Origin of the sequence: Herbiconiux sp. VKM Ac-2851, from assembly GCF_013205105.1 — a bacterium.
Classification (GTDB): Bacteria; Actinomycetota; Actinomycetes; order Actinomycetales; family Microbacteriaceae; genus Herbiconiux; species Herbiconiux flava.
This window is the reverse complement of the sequence record NZ_JABMLJ010000005.1, coordinates 83,475-104,566: the sequence shown is the minus strand read 5'-3', so window position 1 is coordinate 104,566 and position 21,092 is coordinate 83,475. Positions and strand designations below refer to the sequence as shown.

Below are 21,092 nucleotides of genomic sequence, written 5' to 3'. Positions count from 1 at the left end.
CTACAGCGCCGACGAGCCGACGGGCTCGTTCTGCGCAGCGGTCACGGAGGTGAGTGCGTCGCGGATGACGGCCACAACCGCGTCGGGGTGGGCGTGCATGACGAGGTGGGAGGAATCGACCTCGATGACGGAGGCTCCGGCGCGCTCGTAGCCGAAGCGCTGAACGTCGGGGTTGATGGCCTGGTCGGCGGAGGCGACGATGCCCCACGCGGGCTTCTCGGCCCAGGCGGGTGCGCCGACGGCCGGCTCGCCGAAGGCGGCTGCGGCCAGCGGTCGCTGCGACACCGCAAGCACCGTGGTGAGTGCCGGGTCGACCTCGGCGGCGAAGATCGCCGGGAATTGGGCGATATCGACCGACACGTCGATGCCTGGCTCGGAGGAGCCCTCGATCGGGTACGGCGTGTAGACCAGGGCCTGTCCGAGGGGCGAGGGGGCGAAACGGTTTTGCAGCTCGCCCAGGCTCTCGCCTTCGGCCAGCACGTACGCGGCGAGGTAGACCAGACCGACCACGTTGGGTTCGTTGCCGGCCACGGTCACGATCGCACCGCCATAAGAGTGACCGACGAGCAGCACCGGGCCGTCGATCTGGCGGACGACGGAGGCGACGTAGCCGGCATCGGAAGCGAGACTCCGGTTCCCCGATGGCGGCGCGACGACCGTGACGCCGTCGTCGAGGAGGCGACGGACGACAGGTGCGTAACTCGAGGCGTCGGCGAATGCGCCGTGGACGAGGACGACCGTGGGGGTGTTCGACATAGTGATCTTCTTTCAATGGACCGCCGGGCGGTGACGAAGATGTGCCGGATGACACTCGTCCATCGGGAGGTGATGGCTGATACGTCAGACGCTAGACAGGGCCGGTTGACGGCGAGTGACCGATCTGTGCACTCCCGCACCGAGGATTTCAGAGGTGTTTGTTGAAGAAGTTCGTTACGAGAGAGGCGACATCGTCGAGAGCGGTCTCGAGCAGGAAATGCCCACCGTCGAGAAGATGCACCTCGGCGTCAGGCAGATCTGTGGCGAAAGCGAGTGCGCCGGCGGGCCCGAAGACGGGATCGTTGCGTCCCCAGACCGCGAGCAGCGGCACCTGGGTGGTGCGGAAATATCGCTGTACCGCCGGGTACAGCGCCAGGTTGGTGGCGTAGTCGCCAAAGAGCGTGAGCTGCACCAGGTCGTTGCCTGGGCGGGCGAGAAGATCGTCATCGTGCACCCAAAGCGAGGGATCGATGAGTGTTTCGTCAGGTGCTCCGGACAGATACATCCAGCGGATGACTTCGAGGGAGAGCGTGTCACGGACGACCTGCTCGGTGCCCAAGTCGGGGTTCTGCCAGTAGGCGCGCATTGGAACAAAAAATTCGGGCTGGAATCCCTCGTTGTAGGCGTTGCCGCTTTGGCTCACGATCGCCCTCACAGCATCCGGGTCGCGCAGTGCGAGGCGCCAGCCGATCGGTGCTCCGTAGTCGTGCACAAACAGTGCGTAACGCTCGATACCGATCTCCGTGAGCAGGCCGGCGGTGACGTCGGTCAGCGAATCGAACGAGTATGGGAACTCTTCCAGCGTCGGAGTGTCCGAGAGTCCGAACCCGAGCAGGTCGGGCGCGACCACGTGCCACCGCTCCGCGAGCAGCGGCAGGATGCCCCGGAACATCGTCGAGCTGGTCGGGAAACCGTGCAGGAGCACCACCGTGGGGCGGTCGCGTGAGCCGGCCTCGCGGTAGAACACCCGGTGCCCGCCGATGACGGCGTACCGATGGTGAATGGGGATCATGTCTGCGCCCCCAACCCAGGTTCTCGGATGCTTCGTGCTCATTCCGAGCGTAAAGACGCCTTGTTGACGATCAGTTGACGCGCATCGTCACGGCTTCAGAATGGCGGCTTCGACACGCTCCAGGAGCCACCGTTGCGCCCGGTCGATGCCCCACCCGAAGGTCTCGGAAGCGAGCACCAGCTGGGGATTCCGGAAGTGGAAGTAGACGATCTTGGCCGCGTCGGTCACGGAGAGCCCGTCGGCGAGCTCGCCGACATCCGCGATGCCCTTCGTGATGATCTCGAGCGCCTCGGTGTGCCTGCTGTCGGCGATCTCCATGAACTCTTCTGCTGGAGTCGAGCTGGCTGCGGCTCTCTCGACGATCCGCATGATGTCGCCGGCCTCGGCCGCGTGGGCGACGTAACCGTCGGCGAGGATGCGCAGCTTGTCGCGGCCGGTGAGCCCTTCCGCGGCGTCGCTAATGATGCGGCCGACCGTCGGACTCGTCGTCCACATGTCCATCAGGGTGCTGAGAAGACCCTCTTTCCCGCCGCACTGCGCATAAACCGTGGCAGGCGAGACTCGCGCCTCGCGGGCGATCATGGCGACCGTGGTTTGTTCGTAGCCGTGCTCGGCGAACAGCTTGCGGGCGGCGGCGGTGACGTCGCGGCGGGTCATCTCCGCGTACTCGTCGCGCCGGTTCTGGACCGCGGTCTGCTCGGTCTGCTCAGGCATCGTCGTCTTCCTGCATCGGTCCGGATGCGCGGGGCCAGGTGCCGCCGAAGGCCTCGGCGAGCGACCAGGATGCGCCCGTAGCGAGTTCAGTCTGCACCGCTGTCGCCCCGATCTCGGCGACGACGCGGCGCCGCAGCGCCGCCAGTTCGCTGGCGTCATCCGGGTCGGGTACCTGACCGATGCCCGCGAAGGCCTGGTCAGCGAACCCGATCAGGCGTGCCGTGCGGCGCAGATCACCATCCGTCAGAGCTAAAGCGGCTCCGGCGATACCGAGGTAGGGCACAAAGTCCTCGAGGTGTCCTTGACGCACCCGATTGATGCTTGCGGCCATCAGCTCACGGGCACGATCAATATGTCCCAGTTGCAACTCACTCAAGGCGAGGTTGTGGCTCTCGGTGTGCACGTTGACCTCGTTGCCGAGGGCGCGGTTGAGGTCGATGCTCGCCTCGTACAGCACGGTCGCTGTCGCGTGATCGCCAGACAGCCGGGCGACGGCGGCCAGCACGTGGAGAGGTCTCTCTTCCAAGCGGCGATCACCCGTCTGCTGGGCGACCGCAAGAGCTTCTTGTGCAATGTCGCCGGCGACCGGGAGATCCTGATCGCGGAGCGCCACCCGGGCTAGGGCGTAGAGCCCTTCCACCTCTCCGGCGGTGTCACCGAGCCGGCGCGCCTCCTCAATTTGGAGAGTGGCCACCTCCTTGACTGCAGCGCTGTCGCCCTGGCGGAACGCCGTGCGAAGGGTGTTCGCGTCGGTCATCACCCCTCCACTCAACAAAATTACACTGGCTGGAGTGGTGCTCCAGGCTCTAGAGTGTACCTTGACACCATGCCAGCGCACACCCAATGAGGGTGACATTCGACTGGGCCGGCCCCATAGAGGGAGTCGTAGATGACCATGGAGCTCGTCGCGGAAAGCGCCGACGACCTGGAGCCCGAAGCGGTGAGCGGCAACCTGCGCCTCCAAGTGCTCGGACCCCTCCGGCTATGGCAGGGTGACACCGAGCTGAGCGCGGGCCCACGTCAGCAGGCCTACCTTCTCGGGTTGCTGCTCGCTCGGGAAGGCCGCCCGACTGGGGCCGACGAACTCATCGATTTGATCTGGGGCGAAAACGCGCCGGCGAGTGCACTGAACGTGCTGCATAAGTACATCGGAGCAATCCGCCGCATCCTGCAACCCGAACTGCCTCCCCGCGAGCCCGGCATCTTCTTGCTCAAGCGCGCGCGCGGATACGTCTGCACGATCGGGCCCGACATTCTCGATCTCACCCATTTCCGGCAGCTCGCCACCCGCGCGCGAACCGAACTCGCCGGCGGAGATGCCCCGGCAGCCCTCGCCTGCCTGCTCGACGCCGTCGCCCTGTGGAGCGGACCGGCCGGTGGCGGGTGGGCGCAGAGCCTCGACGCGACACCGATCTTCTCCGCTCTGAACGACGAGTTCTTCGAGGCGTGCGTCGAGGCGGCCGCGATCGCCGCTGCGCTCGGCGAACCGGCTCGCGCTCTACCCGCCCTGCAGCGGGCGGCTGCGATGGCACCCTTGCACGAGCCGGTACAGGCCAGCCTCGTGACCCTCCTCGGTCGGGTCGGACGGCAGGCCGAAGCCTTCGACGTGTTCGAAGCCGTGCGCCGGCGACTGGCTGAGGAGCTCGGCATCGACCCCGGTACCGCTCTACGATCGGCGCGCCAGGGTGTGCTTGCCCAGCCGTCAGTCAACCTGCCTGCGACAACGCCCACGTCGGGCGCAGCCACTTCGTCATTCCCAGAGGCTCTCGACGGTATGTCGGCCGCCGACGGCAACGCGACGAGGATCATCTCCGGCAATCCAGGGCCCCGCCTCGTCGGCCGATCCGAGGAACTCGCCGCTCTGAGCCGCGCTCTGGAACCCGCGCTGGATGGCGGGAAGGCAGTCATTCTGCTTGAAGGTGAGCCCGGCGTGGGTAAGAGCCGCATCATGGAATCGCTGGCGCAGGATGCGGAGTCCCGCGGCGCCCTGGTCATCTGGGGTCACTGCCTCCAAGGTGACGATGCGCCGACGATGTGGCCGTGGGTCCAGGTCGCGACGGGTTTGCTTGAGGCGCTTCCCACTGCCCGGAGCGAGCACTGGCTCTCGCGCGACCTGGGACACTTCGTGGGCGCTCACCGCGACGAGACTCCGGCCAATTCCGATGGAAACGCCCGATTCCGTCTGCTCGAGCAGATGGTCGACGTGATCGCCGAATCCGCGGTCGACCGACCCGTGGTGCTCGTCCTTGACGACATCCAGTGGGCGGAAGCGAGCTCATTACAGTTGCTCGACTCCGTCGTCGCCCGCCTTCCCGCCGGCGTCGCGGTAGTCGCTGCAATGCGAGACCGGGGCTTTGCCGCCAGCCTTGAGCTGACCCGGACCCTGGCGACGATGAGCCGAACGTCCGGACACCGGAGGGTATCTGTCGGCCCGCTCAGCGCGGCGGAGGTTGGCGAGCTCGTGCACAGCGAGACCGGCGTTACCCCTCCGGCCGGTGTCATCACCGTTATCCATCAGCGCACCGCGGGCAATCCCTTCTTTGTTCAGGAACTCGCGCGATTGCTCGGCCCGCAGGGCGTCGGCAGCACCGAGGCAGTGGCCTCGAGCGGTGTTCCACTCACCGTCCGCGACGTCGTACGCGATCGGCTCGCCACACTAGGCAGCGACACGATCGCCCTGCTCGAGGTGGCGGCGCTGATCGGGCGCTCTGTCGAGCTGCTGCTCCTGGCCCGTGCAGCGTCCCTCGACGTCGGCACCTGCCTCGAGCGCCTCGAGCCCGTGCGCGAACTCGGTCTGATAGGCCCAGCCGCCGACGATCCCTTCTCCTACCGATACACACACGACCTCGTTCGTCAGGCAGTGTCGGAGGGAGTCTCGCCAGGTCGCGGCGCGACGATCCACGGCTGCATCGCCGACGCGATCGAGGCAGGGGCACTGAGCGACGAGTCCGGTCCCGAGCGGCTGGCCCACCATCTGTGGGCAGCCGGCCCAGTCACTGATCCCACCCGAACCATCTCGGCACTGATCGGTGCAGGCTCCAGGGCCACCGCCAAGACATCGTTGCAGGCCGCAGAACGCCACCTTGGGTCGGCGGTCGACCTGGCGCGCAAGTCGTCGCTGCCCGAGTTTGAGCTCGCCGCTCTCTCACAACTGATCGCCGTCGTAGGCATGAGATCGATGTACGGCATCGACTCCGTCAGCCTGCTCAAGCGGGCCGAAGACGTGGCCCGAGGCCTGGGAGACGAACGCGCGGCCACCGGATTCCTGTTCTCGCGGTGGACCGCCCTGGGCCAAGGACTCCAACTCGACCAGAGCACGATGCTTGCCGATCAGCTCGACCGGCTCTCCTCGACATCTGCCGATCCCGTCGTTTGCACCTACGGCGCGACCGCGGCCGGCATCCATCGGTGGTGCGTCGGCGAGGTCGGCGAATCCTTCCGGCGCCTGGACGCCATCAGCGCAGCCCTGGTGCCGCAAATCGATCCGAATGAAAACGACCCGGTCCATGACGGTGTGCAGCTGATGGCCGCTGGCATGTTCGCCGAGATTGCCGGCTACCACGGAGACCTGTCGCGCGCCGATGACCTGTTCGCAACCCTCCGCACAGCGGCCGGTCGCGACCCCTATGCGCTCACTGTTGCCACCTCCTTCGAGGCCAGAACTGCCGCCGTGGCAGGCGACGCACTCGGAGCCCTTCGAGCGGCCGATCGCGGCATCGCCGCCGATCCCGAATTCTCGTTCGTCTCCCTCGGCACCTACCTCAGGCTGGCCCGCTGGTGGGGGCAAGCACTGACCGGACTCGATCCGGCAGGCGCTGCCCACGAAGCCGACCGGCTCATCCGTAGCAACCTGACCAGCCCCGCACGCACCTGCGTCTCAACATGGCTCGCTCTCCTTGCAGAGATGCACTTGGCCGCCGGCTCGCTCGCCGCGGCCGCGGCCGCGCTCGATCGTGCCGATGGCACACTCGACCTTCATGGGCAACGATCCGCTGAGGCCCTCCTCATACTCGTCCGCGCCGAACTCGCTCAAGCCGGGGGCGACGACCGGTCCGCCATCCGTGAGGCCGAACGCGCACAGGCGCTGGCCCGACAGCGCGAGGCTCACCTCTTCGCCGACCGCGCCGAGCGATTCCTCGTCGAACTGCGCAGCTAGACCGCTGAGGGTGCGTTAATCCACTAGCTCTCCACTTGGTGTGCACAGCACCCTCGTAGTTTCGGGGTCATGAATCGAGACGCTCACGACCGATTGACCCCGGATCAGTTCGGTCGCCTCGCCGTGTACGGCGTGCGCGAACATGTCAGTCCGGGCCAAGTCCTCTCCCGAAGTGGCGACCATCGCTACGACCTCTTCCTGGTGGAGTCCTGCTCGATCGATGTGGTTTGCGACGCCACCGGCACCGATACCGAACGGGTCATTTCCACGCGAAGCGCAGGCGACTTCACCGGCGAACTCGGAATGCTCACCGGACAGAGCGTCTTCCTCACGCTACGCGTCGATGAGCCCGGCACCGCCGTGCGGATCGACGCGGCCAACTTCCGCAGGGCCTTGAGTGAACAGTCGGATGTCGCCGACATCCTGGTCCGAGAGTTTGGCCGGCGCCGTCAGGCCATCATCGAACTGGTCAGCAGCGTGGCACAGATAGTCGGAGTGTCCGACTGCGCCGACCACCGGGCTTTGAGAACCTTCGCCGCACGCCACCAACTCGCCCACACCACGGTTGACGCTGACTCCATCGCCGGACAGGCACTCATGGCAGAGCGGGGCCTGACGATCTCCGACCTCCCCGTTGCAATCGTCACCGACCGGATGCTGAAGCACGCCACGCCACATGATCTCGCCTCCGCGATAGGCCTCACCTATTCACCCGGCGACCATGACGTCGACCTCGTCGTCATCGGAGCCGGCCCCGCCGGGCTCGCCGCAGCCGTGTACGCGGCGTCCGAGGGACTGGTCACGGTCTTGTTCGACGCCTCCGGCGCTGGTGGTCAAGCAGCAACCAGCTCGAAGATCGAGAACTACCTCGGCTTCCCAGGGGGAGTGAGTGGTAGCGATCTCGCCCAGAACGCCGCCCTTCAGGCGCTGAAATTTGGCGCACAGCTCTACAGCCCATGCCAGATCGTAGGAATCACCGCATCCCCACCAGGAGCGGCCGGGCGGACAGTGACTCTCGCTGATGGCACGACCCTCCGAGCCCGTGCCGCGATCGTCGCAACCGGAGCCCAGTACCGCCGTCTCGACGTTCCCCGGCGGGATCACTTCGAGCGACGAACGCAGATCCGGTATTCCGCGACCGAGCTCGACGCCCGTGACTGCCACTCGCAACCCGTGACAGTCGTGGGAGGTGCAAACTCTGCGGGTCAAGCCGCCCTGTTTCTGGCGTCGAAAGGTTCTCGAGTCGACCTGGTTGTTCGGGCGTCCGCCCTGGAGACAAGAATGTCCCAGTACTTGGCCCGACGCATCAATGCCCACGAGCTCATCACGGTGTGGGTCGAAGCCGAAGTTGTCGGGCTGTGCGGCTTGGACTCGCTCGCAGCCGTTGTGATCCGAAGCAGAAACGGCTCGACCAAGACCCGAGAGAGCCGGATCGTTTTCTGCCTCGTCGGCGCGGTACCGGACACCGAGTGGCTTACCGATCTCGCTCGTGACGAGTCCGGCTTCATCCTCACCGACACTCGACTCCCTCACCGCTCCGGCCATGACGAGACGCTGCCCTTCCAGACAAGCGACCGACGGGTCTTCGCTGTAGGTGACGTGCGAGCAGGGTCGATGAAACGGGTGGCATCTGCCGTCGGCGAGGGCGCGAGCGCCGTCTCCTCAGTCCATGCGCTGCTTGCGACAGAACGTGAGATGGCACGATGACCACCCGCAGGCCGGACGATACCGCCTACTCGGCACTCGCATCCGCAGACCCCGTTCTAGCAGAGCTCGTGCTTCGAGTAGGCGAACCCGACCCATTCGAATTCCCCGACGACGGCCGCACAACAGCCCACCCGTTCGCCGGCATGGTCCTTCATATCCTCGCCCAGCAAATCTCAGTGAAAGTGGCGATCATCCTCTATGACCGCCTCTCGCACACCCTTGGTGGCACCCCGACCGCCGAACGTCTCCTCCGGATGAACCCTGACGAGTTGAGAGCGCTCGGCACCTCGCACGCCAAAGCAGGCTACCTCCTCGACCTCGCGACACGAGTGCACTCGGGCGACCTTAATCTCTCGATACTCACCGCCCTAACCGACGAAGAAGCGATCGTCGCGCTGACACAGGTGAAGGGAGTTGGCCCGTGGAGCGCCGAGATGTTTCTCATCCACCAGCTGAAGCGCCCCGACGTACTACCTGCGGGCGATCTGGGCATCCGCATCGCCGTGCAGCGCGCGTACTTCCTTGACCAGACACCCACCATTGCGGCAGTGAGGGAACGCGCTGAGGCTTGGGCGCCTCAACGCACCTACGCAGCAGCACTTCTCTGGCAATTTCTGAAGACGCCGTAAAGATCAGAGTCAGGGTGTCCCGCCAGTCGAGGAGCGGAGATTCGCCCCTGACGTAGAGCGGGTGCTGAGGGGCCGGTAGTCGCCACGGATGTCTGCGGTAGCAGAGGCGAAGTGGGCCGCGACCCCCGATCGTACTAGGGTCGGCCGACGCGACAATCCCAGTGCCCGCTGAGGGATCCCCAGCGGGCAACGTGCTGGTCCGCTGTGGTGATTGTCGCGTGTCGAAGTTAGCGTTGAGTGAATGGCGCCAAGAAGGGATCGTCCACCATGCCCCCGAAACTGACTTCAAAGCAGATGTTCATTGCCGGACTGATTTTCAGTGTTGTTGGAATCGTGGCCAGGCTGTTCGGGTTAGAGATCGCCAACAGTCTCGTCGGTCCTGATTTGCTCGCAGGTACCGCGTTCACAATCGCCAGCATCCTGGCCGAGGTGCTGCTCACCCTTGGGCTGGTCCTTATCGCGGTCTCGCCCTTAGCGAGACTCGTCGAACAGTCACCGAAACGCCCTGACGACACAACATTGCTCATAAGGGACACGCTGGATCGACGCTCAAAGAGAAAGCGCTAATCCCATCCGGAATGCACGATGGCCAAACCTCAGCGGGCGCCAATGACCTGATCCGGTGGGCTTCCGGTATGTCTGGCGGTCATAGGCGTGTCTGGCTAGGATCGTTGCAGCGTCGCGTGCTGGTGGCAGTCCGTGTCAGGCATGGAGGCGCCGAACCGAAGGATTGCTGATGCTCGCATCGCCGCGTGACTGAGCGCGACACGACCAGGCTCAACGCCTGGAGCGCCGAACTGCGCACCAGCGCATCCGCGATGCTTTGCGCGTCACTCGCGAGGCCGCACCGAGTGGCGGATCCGCAGAGCGGGCAAGCCGTGACTTCCTGATTTACTGCCACGGTTTCTGCTTAGCGCTCGATGGTCACCATCGAGGCGAAGACCGCGCGCTGTTCCCTGCGATCGAGAAAGCGCACCCGCATTTGGTGCCTGTGTTGCGTGCGCTCGAGCAGGACCATTCGATGATCGGTAACCTGCTTAGCGGTCTTCAAGATGCAGTGGACAGGACCGCGTCCGCAGCGGAACTCGATCGTCACTTAGGGGGACTGGCGGCCATCATGGAGAACCACTTTCGCTACGAGGAACGGCAATTACTCACCGTTCTCGACGACCTCGAGCTGCACGACGCGGTCCGTGACGTGTTGGGACCGCTGTGAACCCGCGGGCTCGTTCTTGCTGGGCCTCTATGCGCTGCTCTCGCATTCAAGTGCTGGGGTGCGTGACGTGATTTGATCGATTTGGAATACCCCTTCGTGGGCCGCTGGCTCGTGCAGAACAGCCCTGCCAACAGGGTCCCCAGCCATGGCACAGTGTCATTCGCATCGTCGTACGCCATCGACTTCGTTCCCGTCGACGCGCAGGGCCGCACGGCGCCTGTCACGGCGCGCACTCTGACGCGACCCGAACCCCCAGGACGGTTCCCCGGCTTCGGGCGCGCCCTGCTGTCACCCGTTCACGGGATCGTCATTGGTGCACATGGCGTGGAGCCGGATCATCCTGCGTACCGCGGCGTCCCTTCGATCGGCTACGCACTGACTCAACGGCGTCGAGCGGAAGCCGGGTGGGTAGCACTCGCCGGTAATCATGTCCTGATCGAGAACGCCGGCATTGTGATCGCGCTGTGCCATCTCCAGCAAGGTAGTCTCACGGTCCGGACAGGACAGTGGGTGCAGGTAGGGGACGTGCTGGGTCGGTGCGGGAACTCTGGCAATAGCACCGAGCCGCACGTCCATGTCCAGGCTGTCGACAATCGAAATCTAGACAGCGCCAAGGCTGTGCAGATCGCTTTCCGGGGGACACTGCCACGAAACGGACAGGTCGTCACCGCTGCTCTCCAGCGCTGATCTCGCTCGCGAAAGGGCGGTGGGCCCCTAAATTGTCAGGACGACCTCTTGAAGTCTTCAACCGCTGTTTAAGCACATGCCGAACTCGGCGGCCGGCTTACCCATGACGAGGACTCGGATGCCCGTAAGCTGGTCGCCTACTGCACACGATGCGGCTCGCGCAGCTGCCGGGGGCCGTCATTCCTGGAGTACCCGTTTATCTCGTTCGATTTATTCGCCCGCACGGGCGCCCTAGACGGACGGGCATGACGTCTCGGAACCCTACGGATACGAGATGGAGAGGTTGCGCGACAGATCGTGGTCGCGCTGCGGAAATTCCCTTGCGTTATAGCCGGCCTTTCGTGCAATAAGCCGCCGTGAGGACACGTTTTCGCGCCGAGGCTTACGGTGAACGAATCCTGACGACGTCGCCTGAGGGCGATCTTTCCGGAACCTGATGAGATGCGCCACGGCTCCGATCGCTTCTGTGAGGACGCCGTTGACCTTGCTGTCTGGTTCTCGATGAGTTTCATGGTTCTGGTTAGGAGCTGACGCGTCTCACATGCTTTGCAGGGTGTGGCTCGGTAGCTCGCCGTAGGCCGCCTGATACGTGGCAGCGAAGCGGCCAAGATGCCCGAATCCCCAGTGCAACGCGACTTCTCTCACAGACGTCACGTTTGGGTTTGTGGAGAGCAGTTCTGCCCGCGCATAGTTCAGGCGAACCCGGCGGAGATAGTCCAAAGGGGTGATCCCAAGGATGCGCCGGAATGAGACCTGCAAGCCCCGAACAGAGACAAACACAGCGGCTGCGATGTCCTCGATCGTGATTGCCTGTGCTGCGTTTTCATCCATGAAGACCTGAGCGCGGCGCACAGTCGCCGCGCCAGCCCCGGTCCCCGGCGGTGTGGGAATTGTGGTCTGGATACCAAATGCTTCGACAGCGACGAGGCTGAGGGTGCGGAACGCGCTTGTGCGGATGCTGTCGTTCTGTGCGACACCCCCGGTGAGGATGGTGTTCCGAACGAAGTTCAGAGTCTCCACCCACAGCCGGTCCATGGCCGGGTTGAGCGGAGTGAGATGAGGGTACGTAAGGTCGACCCGATCGACGCCGTGATAGGCGCGCAGCGTGTGTTTCAGGGCGTTCTCGGTGAAGTTCGCCATCACGATGCTGGCGTGATCCAGCAGCGAGCTGACTTCTCCTGGCCGGGCAAGGCCGGGGCGGCCTGGATCGGTCCCCTCGGCCCCACTCCACACACCGAACCGGCCCGATTCAACGATTACGACAGCGAACGCATTTTCCAGTTCCGCGGTGGCTGTCATGGTGCCGCCGAAGTCGGTGATGGCCAGAGTGGCCGTGTCGTCACCAATGACTGTTTGGCCGTAGTGGAACGCTTCTGCCCGGCTGGGTTCCTGGAACCTGAAGTCGGGGTAGATCTGGCCCAGTGCTGATTCGGCCCGTTCGGGGTCGGTAGTGCGGAACTGCTGCGCAATCAACGCCATAAGCACTCCCGATCCAAGCTGTAGTGCAACGCTACGACCGACGCACTGTGCTGCAAACGGGTTGACGATGGAACGAAAAGCCTCACCGCGTGAACCGATCGCCGATGCGATGTGAAGCGCGTGGGGTTGCTCTAAGCGACTTCCTCCATCGTGAACGAATCTAGATCGATAAAAGCGGACCCCGGTAAAGCCGAGTCGGTATCAGCGTCAGGCTCATCTGGGAGCGGCTCGATTCGGACAGCGGTCGCCGCGGTGATGAGCATCTCGGGTGCCCCTTCGGGACCAATCCGCACGAGGGCGCCACCGGCTCTAGCTGCGGCCACTATCTCGTCTCGGACACGTTGCACGACCGCAGGGTCGATCAACACGATGTGCTCGTGGTGGATCCGGATCAGGACTCGCATGACGCTCCCGCGCCCGCTGCTAGAACGATGGCGCGCCCTCCATCATCTGTCGGAGAGATGAGAACGGAGGTTGGGCCGCGGTAACCAATGCGCAATTTGGATGCGGATAACGCTGGTTGGATACACGGTTGAGAAGTCAAGATCTGTGAGCTGCTCTCGCATCGATGTGGTTACCTAGCCGCTTTTCCGACCCAATGGAAGCCCCTTTCTCTTCTGCCCGGGGCGAGGTGTGTGGGGATTAGGGAGGGTTACGTGACTACACAGTGGAGTGCTGAGGCGCGCGACGTTCGAGCTCGTGCTGCTTTGCTGCTTGCCGAGACCATCGGACACACCGAGAACGGGCTGGCTGCGGAACGGATGACGTATATGGCAACCGTCAAGCGACTTGATCGCGGAGAGATCACCGCGGAAATGGCGATCGAAGAGTTCGAGGGGATTCTTGAACGACAAAGGAACTTCTCTGCTGGCCTCCCAAGCGGCAGCACCGAAGCAAGACGATGAGTGCCGCCCAATCGGTTTGGCCGGGCGGCCGGTGGGTGACGGTGCCAAATATCGTGACGGTGTTGCGTCTGATCGTGTTTGCGCCTCTGTTCGTCATTCTGCTTCTCGTCGTGCAGTCCCCGTTGTGGGCGTTGATCGTTCTGATCGTGCTGGGAGCGACGGATTGGATCGACGGGTGGATAGCGCGCCGGTTCCAGCAGGTCAGTGACGTCGGCCGGGTTCTTGATCCTGTCGCGGACCGGGTCAGCCAGATCGTGGTCGCGACCGCGATGGTGATTGCTGGTCTGTTGCCGTTGTGGATGGCCGTCGTGGTCGTCGCTGCGGATGTCCTCCTCGGGGCCACGATCGTGCTGAAGAGAACGGGTGTGCTGCCGGTCAGCTGGATGGGACGCATTCGCACAGCCTTGCTCATGGTCGGGCTGCCGGCCGTGCTGGCGGCAGCCGCGATCGACCCAAACAATGTGCTGCTGCGCACCGCCGCACTCTGCGTGCTGGGGGTTGGTGTGCTTTTGCACGCAGCCGCAGATGGCGCCTATGTGATGCGTATCCTGGCCGGCACAATCCAGAACCAGACCGATGCGCACCCCGACGGACGTCCCACCGCAGGGCAGGAGCTACGACGATGACCGACACCAATGCACCTCTCGCAGTTGATAGTGCGCCCGATGATCTCGAACGGTACGGGGACGCGATGCAGCACTTCGACGAACACGCGCCCCGAGCACATGACGTTGCCGGACGGGTCGCTCTAACTTTCAAGTCCGCCGTTCAGCCGGTGGGTCCATCGCACACGGCTGAGTAGCGTTTGCTCATCGGCTTGGGGCCGTCGCGCGGCGGTTAGCTTTCTTGATCGAGTCGACCAGTTCCGCTTTACTCATCCTGGAGCGACCGGAGATGTTGAGTCGCTTCGCGATATCAAGTAAGTGAGTCTTTGATGCGTTCGCGTCCACCCCTTCCGCGGTCTCGCCCTCGCCCCTGCCTGCACGGGCGGCGCGCTCATCGGATGGTCCGGGCCGACCCTTTTTCTCCCAGTGATCGCCAACTTTCTCATAGTCGTGCTTGAGCGCAGCGAACGCGGTGCGGTGCGCTCGTTCGCCTTCGCCGTAGCTTTCGACGGCGGAGTCGTGCGCTTTCGTCCAGATCGCCTGGGCGTGTTCGGGGGAACGTTCGATTGTGGAGGGTATTTCTTCGGAACCGGGCATCGTGAATTCCTTCGTTCAAGGTGAGGCGCGCGTCGCGCAGGCGGGTTTGAGCTTGAGCTCGTTTATTGGGTCCTGGCGGGCTTGCTGGTGGGGTTAGGTCGCGCATCTGGAAGTCTGCTCAACGGTCTCGCCGGTTGCGGCAGAGGACGAGGCGCGGGCGATATTGGTTTGACTGGTGATGTCCTCGTCGAAGTCTCGCAGGAGGGCTGCGTCGATGAGGGTGTTGTTCTCTCATATGCAACACGGGTGGGTCAGTTGGGTCACGGCGACCGTCCTCACTCTTGCCGTCCTCCTTCACTGTCGTTGCTGCGGACCTTATGACCGGTCCCGGAATCGGGGCGGGGCTCGACACACGTGTCGTCGGATGGACGTGACGGACTTCCGCAACGCTGTCGAATCGGAAGAAGCTGTCATATCAACGGTCCGTCCGTGCTTTCGCGGCGCATTGCGCGGAACAGTAACCGGGGTGACCAGCCGCGGTACTGGCGTGAAGCGTTGTCGTTCGTGCGCACGAGGTGTGCTGGCACGGGCGGCGCCAAGTTTGTCGCTGCTGTAGCGTAAAGGCACGCCGCACCGTCGCGGATTCAACCTCAGTACTGGTTACCGGGTCCATGATCCTCAGCCGGTCGGAGACAACTCATGGGCGTCGACCGGGCTGCTTTCGGTAATGTAGCGGGTTCCGCTTGGCCGGTAACTCTGTTCGTTGTCCACAAATGGGCCGTCGGCGCTCCAAAACATGTACTTGGGGCCGACGGCGGTTTCGAACCGCCGCTTCAATTTGGATTGTGGTTGGCCGTCGCGAGTCAGCGGAACGTGATCCAGTATTTCGACGGTTCCGAGGACCCCGCTTCCGAGGAGCATGACCCGGTAGTCGCTGGATGATGGCTGCTTGTCACATGGGAGTAGTTGAACACCCGCTTTAGTCACGGTCACGGTTCACCGCTGAGACTGTTGGTTGCAGAGCGAGCTGGCGGTTTGGAGGGCAGCTTCGAGCGTGTCAAAGTGCTCGTGGGTGATAGCCGGGGTGAGCCAGACTGCGTCGAAGCCGTTTCCGTCGGCCTCGACGAACCCGAGGAGCCCGCGAGAGTCGGATTCTTGACGAGAGCGGTCGCGGAGACGCCAGCCTGAGGATGCGATCTCGATGACTTCCACTGCATTGTTGGAGGACGTGGTCATGGTGATACCTCTTTCTCGGTTTCACCCTGCGCCCACCGCTGTACGTGAGGAAGGGACTTTACATTGCCCGCCGTAGCCGCTAAAGGCGGGGCGATTCTCTATCAATCGGAGCGTGCTGGCGGCAAACCTGCAACCGCGTATCGGCTCGGCGCCGGGCTACACGATGCCTCGTGAGGTTCGTAAGGCGCTGCCGTGGCTGTCAAGTGCTTCCGCACTAAATCGGAGATAGGTTCGTGAATTCCCAGTGGGCTGGCATGCTGGGACTGCGCCTTCTTCTCATCGGTTCTGTGGTTGGAGTCTCTGGCAGGCTGCGCGGCTCGAACATAACCCTGCTGCGCTTCCTCGACAGCTCTAGTCAGGGACGACCAGTTGAGGATGCAAGGAAAAGGAGCCTCCCATGGGGAAGTTGACGTACGACTCGACGATGGTCGTTGACTTCGATGACCGAACTCTCGCCCATCTCCATCTGGTGGTCGGTGCGAAATTGCGCCGCGGTGAAGCCTTCTTCTTCAGCTGGAAGGATGATCCCGGGGCGGGTGATGGACGGACCTCGATTTGGTTGCACCCCATGATTCCTATCGCGTTCAAGTTCCATGGCGGCCGTTCCCCGTCGATCAATCGGGCGTGGATCGATGCGCTGATGCTCAGCGCCAACTCCGCGCAGGGTCTGCAGCTCATGCCCGAACCAGAAATGCCTGCCCACACCGGTTCAGTCGAGGTCCACGAATGAAGCGCGTCGACATCAAATACGACGGGGCCGAGTACTCGATCGGTCAGCGAGACATCGACGACGTGCAAGCTGAGATCGACGCTGGACTCGCGTCCCGGGAGCCAACGTGGCTGAGCGTGAACTCGGGCGAGGGCCGCCTGCGAACAGCACGCCTGCTCATCACACCCGGTGTCAGCTTTTCACTTATTGGCATCACCGACCTCAACGACGAGTGACGCGGCTACCTCACAGCTCGTCGAAGTATCTATCGTCCTCTGGGCTGGATGGCATCTGATCGTGTGGGCCGGCTGACGGCGGCGAAACCAGCAGCCGGGTCTTCTCCCGCATGTAGGCCACAGCATCGGTGTTGTCCGGCTCAGGTATCGACGAGTGTGTGGTCTCAGCCATCAGCACGGTCCCAGAGTCGAGAACGAAAGTGGCGTTGACATCCTGTCCGTCCGAACCGAAGGCAGACAAGGTGACCGTATCGGCCGACGCGTGTTTGGCAAGAGCTGCCGCGTACTCCGTTATTGCCTCCGCTGCGTCATCGCCGACGAGCAGGGACTTCTCCGCGAACGTGATGTGCTTCATACGCGTCACGATACGACGACCCACGGCGACCGCGTACGGGATTGACCAACCCACAGCAACCGACTATCGAAGGGTCGGATGGCAGGGAAGGGCCAGACCCCGTCCGATTCCACAGACGGTGCTTAAGCTGACCCGCAGAAGCCAGGCTGAAGAACCAGCGTGTTGGCGCTCGTTCCCATACGACACTCCACCGGTTGTTGTTCCGGAAGGCCTAACGAGAACCAGGAATTGACTGGGCACCAAGCAGTTCAGCTTGGCGGCATGCCGACGAAGCCGAGAGTGGTACTCAGGAGGTTCTCGCCAAACCTGATCAGGAGCAACTACGAGCCGCTAACTCTCAGCTCTGGCGCTGAACACGGGAGATGTTTGGATGCATGCGTTTGGTGAGCTGGGATTTCGTCAGTAACGTTCTTGCACCATCACGACGCGCGGGGGCTATTTCTCGGTCCGTGGTGCTGCGGCAGCCTCGAGTCGGGGGCCGCTTGATGGCGGTAGAGGGTGGCGCGGCTCCGCCCCACAAGTTGCGCGGCCTCGGCAGCGGTCTTTCCTGAGGCGCGAGCGGTGGCGATGATCGCGAGCTTCTGGCCCACTATCCTCGGGTCGGACTTGGGGCGCCCGAAGCGGGTGCCGGATTCGCGGGCGACTGCGATGCCGGCGCTGACGCGTTCGACGATGAGCTCTCGTTCGTGCTCGGCGAGGGTGGCGAGCATGTTCAGCATCAGCCGGCCCGTCGACGTCGCCGGATCAATCCCGTCCGAGATGGATCTCACATGATGCCCGCGCTGCGAAGGCCGTTCACGGTGTTCAGGACATCGATCAGAGAGCGGCCGAGCCGATCGACGCGTCGGTTTGAGGTACGCGAGGCGGTGAGACGACTTACCGAGAAAATCGGTGATCCGGAATTTCGGGGGAGTGGAGTCGCCAAGGTTCGGGTGTCCCGGATCATATTTTCGAGAGGTCGGGTTCTCTTTGGCAGATAGAAGGAGAATTTGGCTACGGGAAAGCTCGGGGTGCCGTTCTTGTAGTTCAACCGCAGTCCGGGACGTGCTCCCCGCCCGTTAAGCCGAGTTTCGACAGCCCGAGCAGCTTCCCAACAATTTTGGTCGGCCTTGGACTGCGTCGTTGCGAGATGTAGGTGCTGCGCCTGCGCGCAAATCATCCTCGAGCGTGTTGCGGAGGTGCTCCGATGAGGTGTGTGTATTCACCATTCCACACGCTGCAGCAAACGACGAGACGCCGCCCCACTTGCGCCTGGCGAAAACTGTTCGTTCCTGTTTCCAGTATCCGCTCCAGTTTGGAATCGACGTAGTACTTAATCCAATGCGGCTTCGCTTTCGTCACGGTCGTACTCCACTGGAGCAGGTTCCGCACTAGCCGGAAACTCTTGGGCCCTTTCGGATTCGGATTTAGTGGAAGATCCCTGTGGCCTCGCGTCCCCAGGCTCACGCGATTCAGCGGACTCGGTTTGACGTTCGTCGGTCATGAAATGATCCTACGACCGACCTACTCCGAGTGCAGGAAGGACGAATTCCATTAGCCGCGAACTGGGTGCGACCAATCGGAGGTCGGATGGCCTGGATGGGCAGATGGCCGGCTGACGGGGGCCAGATAAATGCGACTCTCGGAGCGATGCCTCGGACCAACGGTGACGGATGAGAATCTCAAGTATCAGTAGATGCAGTGGTCCGCGAAAGCGGCTCCGCGGCGCACTTTGCCGAAGTCCCCGTACGGGTAGCTGTACCGGCCCTTAGTTTCCCGAGACATGGACCCCGTCTTCTCTGACGCGGACCATTCACGCCCGTTCAGCCCTATCCCGACCCTGGATCCGTTTAGATCGCAGTCGGAGCATCAGTGCCGGGTGACCTTCTTCCGGACTTTTTTGGCGGTGTCTTCGGCCGCCTTCACTCGGGTTCCGAGAACGTATCCGGTGATCCCTGTGGCGATGATCATGATCCAGACAACAGGTTTTGGCATGGACGGTTCCTTACGATCGAGCGTGTTCGGGGAGAAGGGGCTTTCCGGAGGGGTTTTCGACAGGGATGCCGTCGAGTTCGGTTCCCTCGTCGGGGTCGCCTTTGTTCGGTGAGGGGTGTGTTCTGGGCGGGGTCACGCGTCGTCGGCGCCTCCTCCGGATGCAGTGTCCTCCCCGTTATCGGACTCGCTGCCGTCGGAGTTGGAACCGTCCGGGATCTCGTCTGAATCAGGTCGGCCAGAATCGTGGATTCCCATGTGTCTCTCGTTTCGTTGGGCAGCGCGTGGTGCCGCCTTGATTCGTGACCATACGCCTGTAGGGCCGGCGGAAGAACCGGGTCGACGAAGCGGACGAAGTTGGCCTGGTCGGGGGTGTGTTGTTATGCGGATTTGTTGCGCGGGAAGTGGATACGTTTAGCCGTCGAGTCAAGCCGTTGTGGTTCTTGTTGTCATGGGGGAGGTTAGGGGCACCTCTCAGGGCGCGGGCAGCTGTGCACCCTTTTCCTGAGCCGACGCAACAGAGAGGTCCCCTGATGGGTTCGATCATCTATGACGGCACGACCGTTCAGTTCGATGACCGTCTGCTCACTCATTTGCAGATCGTGATCATCCAGAAGTTCCAGCGAAACGAATCGTTCCTGATGTCGTGGAAGGACTCACCGACTATCGGGGATGGGAGAGCTGCGATTTGGTTGACTCCAAGTATTCCGATCTACTTCAAGTTCCTGGGTTCGCGGCTGCCGGAGATCAACCGGGATTGGTTGGCGAGTCTCGCTGAGTCCTCTGACAGTTCCCAGGGCCTGATCGTTGTGGGAGAAGACGGCAAGCTCGCCACCAGCATGCCGCACGGCAAATACCCCGGCTCACTCACTTAGGACACGGTCGTACACGCCGATCACAGATCGGTTGAGCGGTTATCGCGGAGGGATTTGTGGCTTGGAAACGATGCGGCTATCGAGCACGGCCACCGACGAAGCCCCCGAGGGGTTAGGTGCGTTCTTCCCCGGCTTGGACATCGGGCCTTCCCCTTGTGCACGCGTCGACTTCGAGATGTGGCCCAGAGGCGATGATCGAGTACTCCGTGACCGGACGCCAGCACAGAGCCAACGGCACCGATGCCGGTGTCATGGCCACCCTGTCGACCATTGCAGGAGACCTGACGGACGGCGGGACGACGCTGACACGTCGCAACCATTCCTGACGACTTCCGGTCCGGGGCCTGTAGCACGCCTTTCGCCGAGAAATCGGTATTGCCCCACTCGGATATTTACGCAATATGTGACTAGCGGACGCGCGCCGAACACTCCGTGACGCTGCGCAGCACGACGCCAGAACGATCGCGCGAATAGCCGCAACAGCAGGATTCAGCCACCCCTCCCGATTCGCAGCTGATTACCACGACGAATTCGGCGAACTTCCCAGCCAAACCCGCCGCCGCTGACGGCCGATGCCTCCCCGGGAAGCCCCAACTTTCCCGGAGAGGTTCACCGAACCGAGTAGACGTGACGGCGACGTCTTAGACCATCGCGTCTCTACCACCCCAAAGTGAGACGGCCGGGCAACTCGTTCACACCCGTACACAAAAGGCTATTCTGCGTGAGACGGTTGCGCAACATCGCCAATGTGCTCGTGCTATCTCCGTCGACGATCGCGGCGACCAGCGCACCGCGGCGCCGACCCCACCCAAAAACCGGTCGGCGCCCATGGCATGCTGATTCGACGAACCATCCTCTTAGCGTGGTTCCCCGTCAGCGCGTTTGGGGCCGTACGGACGGGGAACCACAGGCCGTGCACGGCGCCACTGAGAGCACACTCAAGTGCAGCAAGGCCACCGAAACCTCAGACGTCATCGGCCTCGACAGGTTGACACTATTCCTCTCCCACGATTCCGACAGGGACTTGATTTATGCCGAGATTCCTGAAGGGAAACTTGCTATTTGGGGGCGCCGTCATCTTTACGGCCGATCGATCCGTCGTGCTGCCGGGGCAACACGGTGGGAGGTTTCTCATAGGGAACCCTTCGACATACTCATGGAGCAGTTGTGCTCCGCGGTTTGAACGCACCCCGTGAGTTCGCCGAACGCTTCATCAACGTGCGATTCTGGCGCGAGTTCGATCGCGGAGGTCACTTCGCTGCTCGGGAATCGCCCGATGACTACCTGAGCGGAGTTCGACCGGGAAT

Annotated in this window: 21 protein-coding genes and 2 pseudogenes; 14 read left to right on the top strand and 9 right to left on the bottom strand. The window is 63.1% G+C overall.

The features are described 5' to 3' along the window. The 4 genes from HQQ85_RS20470 to HQQ85_RS20455 form a co-directional block, all read right to left on the bottom strand. On the bottom strand, positions 1 to 756 hold the full coding sequence (locus HQQ85_RS20470) for an alpha/beta fold hydrolase (RefSeq protein ID WP_173184645.1): 756 nt from the start codon (positions 754 to 756) through the stop codon (positions 1 to 3). Between the two features lie 148 nt (positions 757 to 904). After that, positions 905 to 1,768: an alpha/beta fold hydrolase gene (locus tag HQQ85_RS20465; protein WP_173184644.1), complete on the bottom strand. Its 864-nt coding sequence runs from the start codon at positions 1,766 to 1,768 to the stop codon at positions 905 to 907. Between the two features lie 87 nt (positions 1,769 to 1,855). Further along, positions 1,856 to 2,425: a TetR/AcrR family transcriptional regulator gene (locus HQQ85_RS20460; protein WP_173184643.1), complete on the bottom strand. Its 570-nt coding sequence runs from the start codon at positions 2,423 to 2,425 to the stop codon at positions 1,856 to 1,858. 49 nt (positions 2,426 to 2,474) lie between these two features. After that, positions 2,475 to 3,239, bottom strand: a complete 765-nt coding sequence (locus tag HQQ85_RS20455; RefSeq protein ID WP_173184642.1) for a tetratricopeptide repeat protein — start codon at positions 3,237 to 3,239, stop codon at positions 2,475 to 2,477. A gap of 132 nt (positions 3,240 to 3,371) precedes the next feature. Here HQQ85_RS20455 and HQQ85_RS20450 point away from each other — a divergent pair, with 132 nt between their 5' ends. From HQQ85_RS20450 to HQQ85_RS20425, 6 genes are all read left to right on the top strand, one after another. Further along, positions 3,372 to 6,638 carry a BTAD domain-containing putative transcriptional regulator gene (locus HQQ85_RS20450; protein WP_216851944.1) on the top strand — a complete coding sequence of 1,089 codons (3,267 nt, stop codon included), beginning with the start codon at positions 3,372 to 3,374 and terminating at the stop codon, positions 6,636 to 6,638. A 69-nt stretch (positions 6,639 to 6,707) separates the two neighbouring features. After that, positions 6,708 to 8,345, top strand: coding sequence for a cyclic nucleotide-binding domain-containing thioredoxin-disulfide reductase (locus HQQ85_RS20445; RefSeq protein ID WP_173184641.1), 1,638 nt, complete (start codon positions 6,708 to 6,710; stop codon positions 8,343 to 8,345). Then, the gene (locus tag HQQ85_RS20440) at positions 8,342 to 8,974 is read left to right on the top strand and encodes a DNA-3-methyladenine glycosylase (protein WP_173184639.1); all 633 of its coding nucleotides are present in this window, start codon (positions 8,342 to 8,344) and stop codon (positions 8,972 to 8,974) included. The genes HQQ85_RS20445 and HQQ85_RS20440 overlap by 4 nt, the downstream gene beginning before the upstream one ends. A 267-nt stretch (positions 8,975 to 9,241) precedes the next feature. Next, on the top strand, positions 9,242 to 9,541 hold the full coding sequence (locus HQQ85_RS20435; protein ID WP_173184638.1) for a hypothetical protein: 300 nt from the start codon (positions 9,242 to 9,244) through the stop codon (positions 9,539 to 9,541). Positions 9,542 to 9,797: 256 nt separating this feature from the next. Further along, complete coding sequence (locus tag HQQ85_RS20430) at positions 9,798 to 10,190, top strand: hemerythrin domain-containing protein (protein ID WP_254069631.1); 393 nt, start codon at positions 9,798 to 9,800, stop codon at positions 10,188 to 10,190. Positions 10,191 to 10,286: 96 nt separating this feature from the next. Continuing rightward, positions 10,287 to 10,877: a M23 family metallopeptidase gene (locus HQQ85_RS20425; protein ID WP_371741984.1), complete on the top strand. Its 591-nt coding sequence runs from the start codon at positions 10,287 to 10,289 to the stop codon at positions 10,875 to 10,877. Between the two features lie 537 nt (positions 10,878 to 11,414). Here HQQ85_RS20425 and HQQ85_RS20420 read toward each other — a convergent pair. Continuing rightward, a complete protein-coding gene (locus tag HQQ85_RS20420) occupies positions 11,415 to 12,356 on the bottom strand; it encodes a helix-turn-helix transcriptional regulator (protein WP_254069644.1) in 942 nt (313 codons plus the stop codon). A gap of 656 nt (positions 12,357 to 13,012) precedes the next feature. On the opposite strand from HQQ85_RS20420, the gene HQQ85_RS20415 reads away from it, so the two are divergent. Both HQQ85_RS20415 and HQQ85_RS20410 read left to right on the top strand, forming a co-directional pair. After that, positions 13,013 to 13,261, top strand: a complete 249-nt coding sequence (locus tag HQQ85_RS20415) for a hypothetical protein (protein ID WP_173184635.1) — start codon at positions 13,013 to 13,015, stop codon at positions 13,259 to 13,261. Continuing rightward, positions 13,258 to 13,887 (top strand): CDP-alcohol phosphatidyltransferase family protein, encoded by a 630-nt coding sequence (locus HQQ85_RS20410; RefSeq protein ID WP_173184634.1) that lies wholly within the window; start codon positions 13,258 to 13,260, stop codon positions 13,885 to 13,887. The genes HQQ85_RS20415 and HQQ85_RS20410 overlap by 4 nt, the downstream gene beginning before the upstream one ends. A 183-nt stretch (positions 13,888 to 14,070) precedes the next feature. On the opposite strand, the gene HQQ85_RS20405 is transcribed toward HQQ85_RS20410, so the two are convergent. Together HQQ85_RS20405 and HQQ85_RS20400 are read right to left on the bottom strand one after the other, a co-directional pair. After that, the gene (locus tag HQQ85_RS20405) at positions 14,071 to 14,463 is read right to left on the bottom strand and encodes a ChaB family protein (RefSeq protein WP_173184633.1); all 393 of its coding nucleotides are present in this window, start codon (positions 14,461 to 14,463) and stop codon (positions 14,071 to 14,073) included. A gap of 936 nt (positions 14,464 to 15,399) precedes the next feature. Beyond that, a complete protein-coding gene (locus tag HQQ85_RS20400) occupies positions 15,400 to 15,639 on the bottom strand; it encodes a hypothetical protein (RefSeq protein ID WP_173184632.1) in 240 nt (79 codons plus the stop codon). 397 nt (positions 15,640 to 16,036) lie between these two features. Between HQQ85_RS20400 and HQQ85_RS20395 the strand changes: the two genes are divergently transcribed. Together HQQ85_RS20395 and HQQ85_RS20390 are read left to right on the top strand one after the other, a co-directional pair. Further along, positions 16,037 to 16,369, top strand: coding sequence for an ATP-dependent DNA ligase (locus HQQ85_RS20395; protein WP_173184630.1), 333 nt, complete (start codon positions 16,037 to 16,039; stop codon positions 16,367 to 16,369). After that, positions 16,366 to 16,584 (top strand): hypothetical protein, encoded by a 219-nt coding sequence (locus tag HQQ85_RS20390; protein ID WP_173184628.1) that lies wholly within the window; start codon positions 16,366 to 16,368, stop codon positions 16,582 to 16,584. The genes HQQ85_RS20395 and HQQ85_RS20390 overlap by 4 nt, the downstream gene beginning before the upstream one ends. Before the next feature lie 10 nt (positions 16,585 to 16,594). Here the strand turns inward: HQQ85_RS20390 and HQQ85_RS20385 are convergent, their stop codons facing one another. Both HQQ85_RS20385 and HQQ85_RS20380 read right to left on the bottom strand, forming a co-directional pair. Beyond that, a complete protein-coding gene (locus tag HQQ85_RS20385) occupies positions 16,595 to 16,939 on the bottom strand; it encodes a hypothetical protein (RefSeq protein ID WP_173184626.1) in 345 nt (114 codons plus the stop codon). 419 nt (positions 16,940 to 17,358) lie between these two features. Continuing rightward, positions 17,359 to 17,783 (bottom strand): annotated as a pseudogene (locus HQQ85_RS20380) (recombinase family protein); the annotation flags it as partial. Positions 17,784 to 18,797: 1,014 nt separating this feature from the next. Between HQQ85_RS20380 and HQQ85_RS20375 the strand changes: the two are divergent. The 4 genes and pseudogenes from HQQ85_RS20375 to HQQ85_RS21750 form a co-directional block, all read left to right on the top strand. Continuing rightward, the gene (locus HQQ85_RS20375) at positions 18,798 to 19,025 is read left to right on the top strand and encodes a hypothetical protein (RefSeq protein ID WP_173184624.1); all 228 of its coding nucleotides are present in this window, start codon (positions 18,798 to 18,800) and stop codon (positions 19,023 to 19,025) included. Between the two features lie 418 nt (positions 19,026 to 19,443). Continuing rightward, positions 19,444 to 19,785: an ATP-dependent DNA ligase gene (locus HQQ85_RS20370; protein ID WP_173184622.1), complete on the top strand. Its 342-nt coding sequence runs from the start codon at positions 19,444 to 19,446 to the stop codon at positions 19,783 to 19,785. Between the two features lie 191 nt (positions 19,786 to 19,976). Beyond that, positions 19,977 to 20,111 carry a hypothetical protein gene (locus HQQ85_RS21415; RefSeq protein ID WP_256430743.1) on the top strand — a complete coding sequence of 45 codons (135 nt, stop codon included), beginning with the start codon at positions 19,977 to 19,979 and terminating at the stop codon, positions 20,109 to 20,111. Positions 20,112 to 20,213: 102 nt separating this feature from the next. Beyond that, positions 20,214 to 20,351: pseudogene (locus tag HQQ85_RS21750) on the top strand (helix-turn-helix domain-containing protein); the annotation flags it as partial. Positions 20,352 to 21,092 lie beyond the last annotated feature (741 nt).

What these genes read in the sequence shown, in the direction of transcription:
- HQQ85_RS20470 (WP_173184645.1), bottom strand. Translation starts at nt 756, where the DNA reads ATGTCGAACACCCCCACGGTCGTCCTCGTCCACGGCGCATTCGCCGAC.
- HQQ85_RS20390 (WP_173184628.1), top strand. Translation starts at nt 16,366, where the DNA reads ATGAAGCGCGTCGACATCAAATACGACGGGGCCGAGTACTCGATCGGT.
- HQQ85_RS20455 (WP_173184642.1), bottom strand. Translation starts at nt 3,239, where the DNA reads ATGACCGACGCGAACACCCTTCGCACGGCGTTCCGCCAGGGCGACAGC.
- HQQ85_RS20400 (WP_173184632.1), bottom strand. Translation starts at nt 15,639, where the DNA reads ATGACCACGTCCTCCAACAATGCAGTGGAAGTCATCGAGATCGCATCC.
- HQQ85_RS20385 (WP_173184626.1), bottom strand. Translation starts at nt 16,939, where the DNA reads ATGAAGCACATCACGTTCGCGGAGAAGTCCCTGCTCGTCGGCGATGAC.
- HQQ85_RS20450 (WP_216851944.1), top strand. Translation starts at nt 3,372, where the DNA reads ATGACCATGGAGCTCGTCGCGGAAAGCGCCGACGACCTGGAGCCCGAA.
- HQQ85_RS20460 (WP_173184643.1), bottom strand. Translation starts at nt 2,425, where the DNA reads ATGACCCGCCGCGACGTCACCGCCGCCGCCCGCAAGCTGTTCGCCGAG.
- HQQ85_RS20435 (WP_173184638.1), top strand. Translation starts at nt 9,242, where the DNA reads ATGCCCCCGAAACTGACTTCAAAGCAGATGTTCATTGCCGGACTGATT.
- HQQ85_RS20420 (WP_254069644.1), bottom strand. Translation starts at nt 12,356, where the DNA reads ATGGCGTTGATTGCGCAGCAGTTCCGCACTACCGACCCCGAACGGGCC.
- HQQ85_RS20370 (WP_173184622.1), top strand. Translation starts at nt 19,444, where the DNA reads ATGGGTTCGATCATCTATGACGGCACGACCGTTCAGTTCGATGACCGT.
- HQQ85_RS20395 (WP_173184630.1), top strand. Translation starts at nt 16,037, where the DNA reads ATGGGGAAGTTGACGTACGACTCGACGATGGTCGTTGACTTCGATGAC.
- HQQ85_RS20445 (WP_173184641.1), top strand. Translation starts at nt 6,708, where the DNA reads ATGAATCGAGACGCTCACGACCGATTGACCCCGGATCAGTTCGGTCGC.
- HQQ85_RS20440 (WP_173184639.1), top strand. Translation starts at nt 8,342, where the DNA reads ATGACCACCCGCAGGCCGGACGATACCGCCTACTCGGCACTCGCATCC.
- HQQ85_RS20465 (WP_173184644.1), bottom strand. Translation starts at nt 1,768, where the DNA reads ATGATCCCCATTCACCATCGGTACGCCGTCATCGGCGGGCACCGGGTG.
- HQQ85_RS20405 (WP_173184633.1), bottom strand. Translation starts at nt 14,463, where the DNA reads ATGCCCGGTTCCGAAGAAATACCCTCCACAATCGAACGTTCCCCCGAA.
- HQQ85_RS21415 (WP_256430743.1), top strand. Translation starts at nt 19,977, where the DNA reads ATGATCGAGTACTCCGTGACCGGACGCCAGCACAGAGCCAACGGCACC.
- HQQ85_RS20410 (WP_173184634.1), top strand. Translation starts at nt 13,258, where the DNA reads ATGAGTGCCGCCCAATCGGTTTGGCCGGGCGGCCGGTGGGTGACGGTG.